10 protein-coding genes and 1 rRNA gene are annotated in these 11393 nt (G+C 64.1%); 6 read left to right on the top strand and 5 right to left on the bottom strand.

Annotated elements, in window-relative coordinates; genetic code table 11:
- The first annotated feature begins 174 nt into the window (after nt 1-174).
- A 5S ribosomal RNA gene (gene rrf, locus AB0P23_RS02480) occupies nt 175-291 on the top strand.
- A 514-nt stretch (nt 292-805) separates the two neighbouring features.
- Here rrf and AB0P23_RS02475 read toward each other — a convergent pair.
- The gene (locus AB0P23_RS02475) at nt 806-2395 is read right to left on the bottom strand and encodes an adenylate/guanylate cyclase domain-containing protein (protein ID WP_032399528.1); all 1590 of its coding nucleotides are present in this window, start codon (nt 2393-2395) and stop codon (nt 806-808) included.
- Nucleotides 2396-2437: 42 nt separating this feature from the next.
- Between AB0P23_RS02475 and nucS the strand changes: the two genes are divergently transcribed.
- The gene (nucS, locus tag AB0P23_RS02470; RefSeq protein WP_027497682.1) at nt 2438-3109 is read left to right on the top strand and encodes an endonuclease NucS; all 672 of its coding nucleotides are present in this window, start codon (nt 2438-2440) and stop codon (nt 3107-3109) included.
- Between the two features lie 41 nt (nt 3110-3150).
- Nucleotides 3151-3468, top strand: a complete 318-nt coding sequence (locus tag AB0P23_RS02465; protein WP_072692233.1) for an ATP/GTP-binding protein — start codon at nt 3151-3153, stop codon at nt 3466-3468.
- Between the two features lie 28 nt (nt 3469-3496).
- Here the strand turns inward: AB0P23_RS02465 and AB0P23_RS02460 are convergent, their stop codons facing one another.
- Together AB0P23_RS02460 and mce are read right to left on the bottom strand one after the other, a co-directional pair.
- The gene (locus AB0P23_RS02460) at nt 3497-4459 is read right to left on the bottom strand and encodes a hypothetical protein (RefSeq protein WP_027497681.1); all 963 of its coding nucleotides are present in this window, start codon (nt 4457-4459) and stop codon (nt 3497-3499) included.
- Between the two features lie 59 nt (nt 4460-4518).
- Nucleotides 4519-4995 carry a methylmalonyl-CoA epimerase gene (mce, locus tag AB0P23_RS02455; protein WP_204857365.1) on the bottom strand — a complete coding sequence of 159 codons (477 nt, stop codon included), beginning with the start codon at nt 4993-4995 and terminating at the stop codon, nt 4519-4521.
- A 111-nt stretch (nt 4996-5106) separates the two neighbouring features.
- Between mce and AB0P23_RS02450 the strand changes: the two genes are divergently transcribed.
- From AB0P23_RS02450 to AB0P23_RS02440, 3 genes are all read left to right on the top strand, one after another.
- Nucleotides 5107-6297, top strand: a complete 1191-nt coding sequence (locus tag AB0P23_RS02450) for an acetyl-CoA C-acetyltransferase (protein WP_222058459.1) — start codon at nt 5107-5109, stop codon at nt 6295-6297.
- Between the two features lie 65 nt (nt 6298-6362).
- On the top strand, nt 6363-6734 hold the full coding sequence (locus AB0P23_RS02445) for a DUF3817 domain-containing protein (protein WP_176457953.1): 372 nt from the start codon (nt 6363-6365) through the stop codon (nt 6732-6734).
- A gap of 47 nt (nt 6735-6781) precedes the next feature.
- Nucleotides 6782-7729 carry a tetratricopeptide repeat protein gene (locus tag AB0P23_RS02440; RefSeq protein ID WP_230074654.1) on the top strand — a complete coding sequence of 316 codons (948 nt, stop codon included), beginning with the start codon at nt 6782-6784 and terminating at the stop codon, nt 7727-7729.
- A gap of 5 nt (nt 7730-7734) precedes the next feature.
- On the opposite strand, the gene AB0P23_RS02435 is transcribed toward AB0P23_RS02440, so the two are convergent.
- The gene (locus AB0P23_RS02435) at nt 7735-9183 is read right to left on the bottom strand and encodes a metallopeptidase (protein WP_206498252.1); all 1449 of its coding nucleotides are present in this window, start codon (nt 9181-9183) and stop codon (nt 7735-7737) included.
- On the bottom strand, nt 9184-11385 hold the full coding sequence (glgB, locus tag AB0P23_RS02430) for a 1,4-alpha-glucan branching protein GlgB (RefSeq protein WP_032368540.1): 2202 nt from the start codon (nt 11383-11385) through the stop codon (nt 9184-9186).
- Between the last annotated feature and the right edge of the window lie 8 nt (nt 11386-11393).

The raw sequence follows: 11393 nt of genomic DNA, 5'->3' as shown, positions 1-11393 counted from the left end.
TGCAGGTGACTGGTACTAATAGGCCGAGGACTTACCACAAAGAAGCTACGCGTCCACTGTGCAATATCTGAAACAACACACGAGTAGTTGTTCAGTAACACAACCGAATACACGAATCCGCCACCCCACACGAGTGTGGGTGACAGGTTCGCTCGTGACACTGTTTCGCAGAGTTACGGCGGCCATAGCGGAGGGGAAACGCCCGGTCCCATTCCGAACCCGGAAGCTAAGCCCTCCAGCGCCGATGGTACTGCACTCGACAGGGTGTGGGAGAGTAGGACACCGCCGAACACAACTTGAGCCAGACAACCCCCGACCATCACGGTCGGGGGTTGTTTGCATTCGAAACCACCACCCACGCAACAGTATTCACCCCTTTCGTTGAACTGAACGCGCAGGCATCGACACCTGCACCCCCAGTCCCATCACTCGTCATACGGACCGCCCGTCCCCTCGCCCCAGGGCCGCGAACGCGCGCGCACTCGCCGGACGCGAGCAGAACAGCGACACCAGACTGCGCGCACCCGACAAACGCGTGCGCGTTTGTCGGGCCGTCGAACCGGACCCAACCCCAACAAGCCAACTACTGCCCATCGAAGCTTGGCGATCGATAGTGGGCAAACTTCGATTCTGCAGACGCGCCCGCATTCGCGAGGCGCGTGCAGAATCGTCAGCGACGTCGTGAGCGTTCGACAAACGCGCGCGCATTCGCGAGGGGGACCGGGCACAGGACGGCCGAGTCGTCAGTGATGAAAACGGCAGGGGCACAGTGCACTACACGTACTGAGCCCAGCGATCGGGTGGATCAGGCGTGAACGGATTCGGCCTCGTCTGCGGAAACCTTCACGTCCTTGGGGTTCGCCAGAACTGTCTCTGCGGATCGTCCGCGAAGGGTTACTCGATCACCGAATTCCCAGCGGTCCGCTTCGTTTTCGGCAGCACCGTCTACCGCTGTCTTGGAAGCGAGTATCGCACCGGGAGCGCTCTTGGCCAGTTCCGATAGTCGCGCAGCCTCGTTTACCGGATCGCCGATGACGGTGTACTCGAATCTCGACTTTGCTCCCACATTGCCGGCAACGGCTCGGCCGGCTGCAACGCCGACGGCTGCGCTGCACTCGGGAACTTCGACCAGCAATCGGCGGGCAATGGCACGTGCGGCCGAGAGTGCCGATCCGCAGTGATCCGGAATGTCGTTCGGTGCTCCGAAGATGGCGAGCGCCGCGTCGCCCTCGAATTTGTTGATGAAGCCGCCGTGTTCGTCCACCTCGTCGACGACGACGGCGAAGAAGCGGTTGAGTAAATCCACTACCTCGGTCGGCGGTCGTGAAGCGGCCAATTCGGTGGAGCCCACCAGGTCGATGAAGAACACTGCGATATCGCGCTCCTGGCCCCCGAGTTCACTTTCGGACTGCAGGGCCTTCTCGGCTACTTCGTGTCCGACGTGTCGTCCGAACAGGTCGCGGATCTTCTCTCGATCGCGCACACCGTCGGCCATGCGGTTGAAACCGCTCTGCAGTTCGCCGAGCTCGGTGCCGTCGTACACCGCGAGTCGGACATCCATGTTGCCCTTCTCGACTTCGGCCATGCCCGCCCGCACGTTGTTGATGGGGGAGGTGGTCGCGAAACCGCCCAGGACGGTCAGGGCGAATCCGAAGACGATGGTGATGCCGCCGAGCGCGAGGATGGACACAGCGAGCTGGTTTGCACTGGTCTCGGGTCGAAGGAAGCGGAACACCGCGATCATCATCAGGCCGGAGACCGGAACGCCGGTTCCCAGCAACCACGACAGGATGGAACGCCCCATGACACCGGCGATTCGGATGCGTCGTGGGTCGCCCGCTTGCAGGGCACGAGCCGCGATGGGCCGCAGAGCGAACTCACTGAGCAGGTAGCTGAAGGCACATACAACTGTGCCGCCCGCGGCGATGGTGAACGCCACCTTCGGGATCGCCTGGGGGTCGATGATGCCGTCGATCGTGGTGAGCAGAATCAGTCCACCGGTCCACAGCGCAATCTGCATGCGCGTCAGGCGCCAGGGCATGGCCAGCGTCGCGACCTGCTCGGATCGGGTGGGCTCGCGATCCTCTATGCCCCACCGCAGACTGCTCAGCGCGCGTGTGGTGCCCCAGACGACACCGACCAGGAATGCCAGAAAGACGTACACCGGGACGACGATGAAGTTCACCCACCAGTAGCGGTCCATGTCCAGCACGTTCGGGCCTGGAACGACGACACTGATGAGGACACCGACGATCACCGCACCGATCAGGTTGGACAGGACCAGGAACACCGTCAGCAACAGCTGGATTCGGATCCGGCGTCGGCGCGGCGATTCGGTGGTGTCTCCGAGGAGCCGGGAACCCAGCGGAGCGGCAGATCGTCTGAATTGGGGCATGGTGGTCACAGAGTAACGGCCGTGCTGCCTTATGGTGGTCGAGTGCGTTTAGTTATTGCTCGTTGCCAAGTGGACTACATCGGCCGCCTCACTGCACATCTCCCTTCCGCTCGACGCCTGCTGCTCGTCAAGTCAGACGGATCGGTCAGTGTGCACGCGGACGACAGGGCGTACAAGCCCCTCAACTGGATGTCTCCGCCCTGTTGGATGGTCGAGACCACCGAGGACGAGACCATCAAATGGGTCGTCACCAACAAGGCGGGCGAAGAACTTCGCATCACGATCGACGACGTCGAACTCGATTCCAGTCATGAATTGGGGATCGATCCAGGGTTGGTCAAAGACGGTGTCGAGGCTCATCTGCAGGAGTTGCTCGCAGAACACGTCAACACCCTCGGTGAGGGGTACACCCTGGTGCGGCGTGAATACATGACGGCAATCGGACCGGTGGATCTGTTGTGCCGCAACGCAGATGGTGGCACTGTCGCCGTCGAGATCAAGCGTCGCGGTGAAATCGATGGTGTGGAGCAGTTGACTCGGTACCTCGAACTGCTCAATCGTGACCCGTTGCTGGCACCGGTCAGCGGTGTGTTCGCCGCACAGGTCATCAAGCCGCAGGCGAAGACTCTGGCCACCGATCGCGGTATTCGTTGTCTGACACTCGACTACGACGTTCTCCGCGGCACCGACAGCACCGAGTTCCGGCTCTTCTGACGTCTGTCTGTCGAAGCGGCGCGATTCTCTACACTGGATGCGTGCCTCGTCGCAATCAGCCCCGCAAAGCGAGTCGGAGTGGTCCGAGCAGTCTCGGCCCGGCTACCGATTCCGTCCTGGGCGGTAATCGCGTCGAGGTGGGTCCTGACGGGGACACGTACACGACGCGGATGATTCCCGGTGCCAAGGCCGTCAAGACCTACCGTTGCCCGGGCTGCGATCACGAGGTACGGCCAGGGGTCGCCCACATCGTGGCATGGCCGTCGGACGACTTCGGGGGAGCCGACAACCGCAGACATTGGCACACCGGGTGTTGGAGCGGCAGAAACACGCGAGGCCTCACCCGTAGATGGTCCTAGCGGGGGAGGCCGAGCGTGTGCCGCGAAGTCAGGACGCCGAGTCGGCGGATTCCTTCTCTTCGTCGTTGTCCTTCTCGGCCTTCGCCGCAGCCTTTTCTTCTTCTTTCTTGAGGATGGCCGTCGGGTCGGGGTTGTCCAGCAACTCGCTTTCGCGGTTGACCGAGGCCAGCATGGCCGGTACCGAATCGAGCTGGCCCCGGATACCCAGTAGCTGAGCGAGGACGCGACTTCGCAGCACGCGCAGCTCCTCGGCCAATTCCTTCGAGTGCGCGATGCGCCGCTCGGCCTGCTCGCTCGCGGACTGCAACCGGCGTGCGGCTTCGGTCGTCGCCTCCTCGATACGGCGAGCAGCATCGGCCTTGCTCGACGCTTCCAGTTCTTCGAGCGCGGTGAGCACCTTGGTGCGGCGCTCGGCCATCGTGATCTCGAAGTCTTCCTGAACCTCGGCGCGCTTGGCCTCGGACTCGGCAGCCAGCTTGTCGCGCTCAGCCTGTGCGGCCTCGACGACGCGCGCAGCCTCGGTGCGTGCCTGAGCCATGGTCTGCTCGTGCTCGGTTTCGAGTGCCGTGCGGCGCTCCTCGAGTTCTGCGACCAACGATTCGTGACGGCTTCGCAGGCGAGTGCTCTCCTGCTGCGCAACCGAGATCATCTCCTCGGACTCCGCGTGCGCCTTCGCGCGAACCTCGGAGGCCTCGTCCGACGCAAGTCGCAACATGCGGGAGATGCGATCGCTCATGCCTTCCGCGGTGGTCGGCGGCACCGAGAGACGGTCGATGTCCTTGCGCAGTTCGTCGATCTCGTCGCGAGCGTCGTCGAGTTGCTTGGCCAGATCACGCGCCTGTGCCGCGGCGGCATCACGGTCGGCCGTCGTCAGCCGTAATTCGGCGTCGAATCGCTCGAAGTAGTTGGTGACTTCGTCGCGATCGAACCCCTTCCGAACGATGGAAAAGGGAAGTTGCACCGTGGAAGTGCGTTCATGATCGATGGCCATGGCCGTCAATTTACCGGTGAGTCAAGTGGAGAGCCATACGGCGTAATCACCGAGTTCGGTCAGTGCGCGTTGTGGTTCGGTTCGACCAGTTCGATCAGTACTCCGCCTGCGTCCTTGGGGTGTACGAAGTTGATACGCGAATCGGCCGTACCACGGCGGGGGGCGTCGTAGAGCAACCGAACGCCGCGGGCGCGCAACTCGGTGGAGATCTCCTCGATGTCGGTTACTCGGTACGCCAATTGTTGGAGTCCGGGGCCGTTTCGGTCGATGAACTTCGCGATGGTCGAGGATTCGTCGATGGGCGCGAGCAACTGCAGTGCTGCCGACTTCTCGCCTGCCCCGGGGAACGAGAGCATCGCCTCGCGCACGCCCTGTTCTTCGTTGACTTCCTCGTGCACCGCAACCATGCCCAGGTGGTCGGTGTACCAGGCGATTGCGGCATCGAGATCGGGTACCGCGACACCGACGTGGTCGATAGCCGTCACCAGGTCGGAGCGGAGTGGGGCACCCGTGTAAGACTGCGTGCTGGAGGTCATGGACAAGACGTTAGCGTCAGCTGCGTCCCGGTGTTCCGCCAGGCTGGTATCGGTAGGAGCCTGGCGAGCGTTGATCTCGACAAGGCCGTCTTCACACTTTCGGAGGAAATCGTGACCACAACAGTCATCGTCGCCGGTGCTCGTACGCCCGTCGGGCGCTTCTCGGGTGCGCTCAAGGACTTCTCGGGTTCCGACCTCGGCGGAATTGCCATCAAGGGCGCACTCGAAAAGGCCGGCGTCGCTCCGGATCAGGTCGACTACGTCATCATGGGCCAGGTCCTCACTGCGGGTGCCGGGCAGATCCCGGCCCGACAGGCCGCCGTCGCTGCGGGTATCCCGATGACCGTTCCGGCTCTGACCATCAACAAGGTGTGTCTCTCCGGCGTCGACGCCATCGCGCTGGCCGACCAGCTCATTCGCGCGGGTGAGTTCGAGATCGTCGTCGCCGGCGGCCAGGAATCGATGACCCAGGCACCGCACATGCTGGAGAAGTCGCGGGCGGGATTCAAGTACGGCGATGTCACCATGCGCGACCACCTCGCATACGACGGTCTGTACGACATCTTCACCGATCAGGCCATGGGTGCGCTCACCGAGCAGCGCAATCAGAGCTCGGAGGCGATCAGCCGTGAGGAGCAGGACACCTTCGCGGCCGGATCGCATCAGAAGGCTGCCGCGGCGTGGAAGAACGGGGTCTTCGACGACGAGGTAGTGCCCGTGTCGATCCCGCAGCGCAAGGGTGAACCCGTCCAGTTCACTGCCGACGAAGGAATCCGGGCCGACACCACGGTCGATTCCCTCGGCAAGCTTCGCCCCGCGTTCGACAAGGCGGGCACGGTCACTGCCGGATCCGCGTCGCAGATTTCCGACGGTGCCGCCGCCGTCGTCGTGATGAGCAAGGACAAGGCCGAGTCGCTCGGATTGACCTGGCTCGCCGAGATCGGCGCGCACGGTGTGGTGGCCGGCCCCGACTCCACCCTGCAGTCGCAGCCCGCTCGCGCCATCGCCAAGGCCTGCGCGAAGGAAGGCATCGACCCGAAGGACCTCGACGTCGTCGAGATCAACGAGGCGTTCGCAGCGGTCGGAATCGCGTCGACGCGTGAGCTCGGCATCGACCCGGAGATCGTCAACGTCAACGGCGGGGCGATTTCGATCGGTCATCCCCTCGGAATGTCGGGCGCTCGCATCGCACTGCACCTGGCTCTCGAGCTGCAGCGACGCGGTGGCGGAGTGGGCGCCGCAGCATTGTGCGGCGGCGGCGGACAGGGCGACGCGCTCATCGTTCGAGTCCCGAAGAGCTGAGTCGGTAGTGGCTCTGGTCCGATGAGACCAGAGCCACTACGTTCTGTCGTAGCAAACCGGGCACAATAGCGGGCATGACGAATTTCTTCGACCTGAGCAGCACGGCCAAACGCTTCCGTTTCATTGCCGTGCTCGAAGCGTTCACCTGGCTCGGACTACTGGTCGGCATGGCGTTCAAGTACCTGCCGGCCGACGGCAACGAGATCGGCGTGAAGATCTTCGGGCCCATCCACGGTGCGGTGTTCATCGTGTACCTTGCCGTTGCCGTTCTGACGGCCGTCAAGCTGAAGTGGGACGTCAAGGCCACGCTGCTGGCGCTGGTCGCGGCATTTCCGCCGTTCGGAACCGTGGTCTTCGAGATCTGGGCCGTGCGTACCGGACGCCTTGCCGAGCTGAGCAGTGGCCGACCCGCAGCCGACGCGAAGGTTCTGTCCTGACCGCCCGCCAGTGGATGACACATCGCGTTAGTGACAAACTGTAGGGCGTGACTCGACCCGGTTCCCGTCCTCCTGTCCGCCCGTCGGCCGCCGTCCCCGCATCCATTGCCGGAGCCGTCGACCTGTCCGTTCTCAAGGACCGTCCGGCACCTGCTCCCGCTGCCGAAGCCAGTGGCGATGCGGGAGGGTTGGCTCCCATCGTCGACGTGACCACGGCCAATTTCGAAGCCGAGGTTCTGCAGCGATCGATGCAGGTACCGGTCATCGTCGACCTGGGATCGGCTCGGTCGCCGCAGTCCCAGGCGTTGACGCGTCAGCTCGGGCAACTTGCCGTCGAGGCCGGCGGCACGTGGATACATGCCCGCGTCGATGTCGACTCCAATCCGCAGATCGCGCAGGCATTCGGCGTGCAGGCCATTCCCACGGTGGTTGCCGTCGCGGGTGGGCAGCCGCTCGCCGATTTCCAGGGCACGCAATCCGACGAGCAGTTGCGTCAGTGGCTGCAGGCCGTCGAGCAGGCAACCGCCGGAAAGCTGTCCGGTCCACCCGGGTCGGCTCCCGCCGCCGAGCCGGAACCCGAGGTCGAGGATCCGCGCATCGTCGCTGCGGAAGAGGCGATCGACGAGGGTGACTTCGACAAGGCAGCGGCGGCGTATCAGGCAATCATCGACGCCGAGCCGAAGAACACCGACGCGGTCGCCGCGCTGCGTCAGGTCAAGTTCTTGGCTCGGGTGCAGAACGTTGCACCCGATGCCGTCGAGGTGGCCGACGCCGATCCCGCCAACGTGCAGGCCCGGATCGATGCGGCCGACGCGGAAATGGCCGGGCAGCAGCCGGAACAGGCTTTCGCACGGCTCATCGACGGAATCAAGATCAGTGCGGGCGACGACCGCACGGCCCTGCGTACCCGCCTACTGGAGCTGTTCGAGTTGTTCGACGCCGCCGATCCTCTGGTGGTCTCGGCACGTCGTAAACTCGCGTCCGCTCTGTACTGAATCCCTCAGCTGTAGCGCGAATCGCACAGGGGCTTGCCGCCGAGAACTCCCGAGCGGAACGCGTCGACTCGGGAGAATCCGGACGGCAGCGTCGTTCCGTTGACGTCGCTGGCGGCCAATCCGTCGCTGAGTAAACCGGAGACGGCCTCGTCGAGATCGCCGGGAGAGAGCCGGATTTCGAGAGCGGCCTCGTTGGATTCGGCGCTCAACGCTGCGGTGATGACTCCGGACAGGCATGCGGATCGAAGTGCGGTCTGCGGGTCGTCGAGCGTCTGGCCCGCTTCCTTCTGTACTGCGAGGGTGTAGCGAGACGCGAACAGTACGTACGCGCTGTAGTCACCGGATACGTTGAGTGGCAGGATGTCTCCGCGCTGAGGTGTCTCGGGTTGCCCTATTTCGGCCAGGTCCTCCACATCGACACCGATGGTGTTGGTCGACGGGCAGTACGACACCGGAGAGGTCGCCTCGGCGTCCGTGCACTCGGTGTCCGATCCCGAGTAGTCCACGGTCGGCGGATCGGCGACGGGAAGCGCCGTCTCGAACGATCGCGTGAATGCGCCCAGGGAGTCCTCGGTGACCGGTAGCTCACCGGAATCGTCGGCGCTGTCGAACTTCTGCGGCAACGACGCTCGGCGTGAATCGATTTCGGCCTCGTCGATGCGTGTGCAGGCAGCTGCACCGTCGGTGAACCCGATCTGAACGGCAGTCACTCGCTCGAATGCAGACCCGTGCACCGATTCGGGATCGTTGGGGTCCACGTCGCGCACCGCGACGGTCGCAGCAAGAACACCGTTGAGCCCATCCGAGGTGTTGATGGTGAAGTGCGGCGAATCGCCTTCTGCGACATGGCGGATGAATGCGCCGGCGAAACAGTCGGCTTGCTGCTCGGCCACGATGGTCGGGGTGTCGTCGCCGACGAGTCCCGACTGATGCTGGATCGCGTGGCCGTATTCGTGCGCGATCACCATGACCACCGACATCGGCCCGAACGCGTCGACCAACGCCGGAAGCAGAATGGTGCGGTCCCACCCGATCGAGTCGTCGCGGGTGCAGTACGCGGCATTGGGGACTCCACCGGTTCTGTCTCCACAGAACCGGATGCCGGATCCCTCGTCCTCCGACGCATCCCACGAGGTCAATGTCGAGACCGGCGTGAACGAGCCCTTGAACAGGGCCGGATACTGCTCGGCCCAGAACTGCTGGATGTCGTCGATCGCGTTGGTTGCCAAGATGTCCGAGTCGGTGCCTTCGGCGTTCTCGACGGCGATGGTCGAATCCGGTACTCCCGGACGCGGTCCGCTCGGTCCGCTGGTGACCGGAAGGCCGGCGACCGTGAACGGATTCTCGTAGATCGACACTGCATTACCGCCGACGGTGGCGGCGCACGATGTCAACAGTAGTAACCCTGCAGTGGCGGCCGCAGCCAGAAGTCGTGGTCTGCGGCCGCCGGTCATCTACTGCTCCAATTTGATCCAGATCGCCCCGTTGGCGGGAAGTGCAACCTGGCCTGATGCCGGTCGACCGTGCCACGAGTGCGATGTTGCCGTCACTTCACCCAGGTTGCCCATTCCGGAGCCGCCGTACTCCGTTGCATCGGTGTTGAGGATCTCGATCCAACGGCCTGGTTCCGGTAGTCCCACACGATAGCTGCCGTGCTCGGAACCGGAGAAGTTGAAAATACACGCGACAACCGAACCGTCGGAGCCGTACCTCAGAAAGCTGAGCACGTTGTTCTCGGTGTCGTTGGCGTCGATCCACGAGTAGCCACTGGGCGAGGTGTCCAGCGTCCACAGTGCCGGATGCGACCGGTACGTCGAGTTCAGATCTGCGACAAGCGATTTCACACCTCGGTGCAACGGCTCCTCGTCGATCTGGTACCAGTCCAGGCCTCGTTCCTCGGACCATTCGCGAGTCTGACCGAACTCCTGACCCATGAACAGCAACTGCTTGCCCGGATGTGCCCACATGTAGGCGAGCATTCCGCGCAGCCCTGCGGCCTTGGCGTAGTCGTCCCCGGGCATGCGGGTCCACAGCGTGCCCTTGCCGTGCACCACCTCGTCGTGGCTGATGGGCAGCAGGTAGTTCTCGCTCCACGCGTAGACGAGCGAGAACGTGATCTCGTGGTGGTGGTAGCTGCGGTGGATGGGATCGCGCCCGACGAAGCCGAGGGTGTCGTGCATCCACCCCATGTTCCACTTCATGTTGAACCCGAGCCCGCCGACGTTCGTCGGGCGAGTGACGCCCGGCCAGGCGGTCGACTCCTCGGCAACGGTGACGACTCCGCGGTGCTTCTTGTGCACCGTGGCGTTCATCTCCTGCAGGAAGGACACCGCTTCGAGGTTTTCTCGGCCACCGTAGATGTTGGGCGACCAGCCGCCCTCGGGACGCGAGTAGTCCAGGTACAGCATCGAGGCGACGGCGTCGACGCGCAGTCCGTCGATGTGGAATTCGTCGATCCAGTAGAGCGCGTTCGCGACCAGGAAGTTGCGGACCTCGCGTCGGCCGAAGTCGAAAACCAGTGTGCCCCAGTCGAGTTGCTCGCCTCGCTGCGGGTCTCCGTGCTCGTAGAGCGGCCCACCGTCGAAGCGGGCGAGGGCCCATTCGTCCTTGGGGAAGTGAGCGGGGACCCAGTCGACGATGACGCCGATGCCGGCGCTGTGCAGGTGATCGACGAAGAACCGGAAGTCGTCCGGACTGCCGAACCTGGACGTCGGTGCGTAGTAGGACGTCACCTGGTAGCCCCAGGATCCGCCGAACGGGTGCTCGGCGACCGGGAGCAACTCCACGTGAGTGAAGCCAGTCTCGATGATGTACTCGGCCAGTTGCTCGGCCAGCTCCCGGTAACCCAGGCCCGGTCGCCACGACGCCAGATGGATCTCGTAGACGCTCATCGGAGCCTGCGTGGGTTCGATGCCGGCTCGGGTGTCGAGCCACTTCTCGTCGTTCCAGGTGTACGTCGACGCGGTCACGACCGACGCGGTGGACGGCGGAACCTCGGTGGCGAAGGCCATCGGGTCGGCCTTGTCTTTCACCGAACCGTCGGAGCCGTGGACGCGGAACTTGTACAGGGCACCGGGTTCGATGTTCGGGACGAACAGCTCCCAGACTCCGGTGGAGCCGAGGACGCGCATCGGCCAACTACGGCCGGTCCACCCGTCGAAGTCGCCCACCAGCGTGACGCCCTGGGCGGCAGGGGCCCACACCGCGAACGAGGTGCCGGTGACGGGACCGTCGGGAGTGGCGTACGACTGCTGGTGCGCTCCGAGGATGTCCCACAGACGCTCGTGGCGACCTTCGCCGAACAGGTGCAGGTCGAGTTCACCGAGGGTCGGTAGGAACCGGTACCCGTCGGCAGATTCGGACACGTGCCCACCTGGCCAGGTGACCACGAGCCGGTAATCGATCAGGTCCTCGACCGGCACCAGCGCAGAGAAGAGGCCGTGGGCGACGTGGGTCAACTCGTGGTCGACGCCTCCGACGCGCGCGATCACTTTCTCCGCGTCGGGCTTCAGCGCACGAATCGCTGTTCCGCCCGGCACGGGGTGCGCGCCGAGCACGGAATGCGGGTTGTAGTGCCGACCAGCGGCGAGGAGATCGAGGTCGTTGTCGGACGGGGCTGCGACGGTGTCTTCGGGCGTCGTCGGATTCTTGGTCACGTTGAATC

Source organism: Rhodococcus sp. NPDC077669 (assembly GCF_040686915.1).
Lineage (GTDB): Bacteria > Actinomycetota > Actinomycetes > Mycobacteriales > Mycobacteriaceae > Rhodococcoides > Rhodococcoides fascians.
The sequence above is the reverse complement of the archived record's forward strand: the minus strand, read 5'-3'. Positions and strand labels throughout refer to the sequence as shown.

Coding starts and splice junctions, on each gene's coding strand:
- AB0P23_RS02435 (WP_206498252.1), bottom strand. CDS start 9,183: ATGACCGGCGGCCGCAGACCACGACTTCTGGCTGCGGCCGCCACTGCA.
- AB0P23_RS02460 (WP_027497681.1), bottom strand. CDS start 4,459: ATGGCCATCGATCATGAACGCACTTCCACGGTGCAACTTCCCTTTTCC.
- mce (WP_204857365.1), bottom strand. CDS start 4,995: ATGACCTCCAGCACGCAGTCTTACACGGGTGCCCCACTCCGCTCCGAC.
- AB0P23_RS02475 (WP_032399528.1), bottom strand. CDS start 2,395: ATGCCCCAATTCAGACGATCTGCCGCTCCGCTGGGTTCCCGGCTCCTC.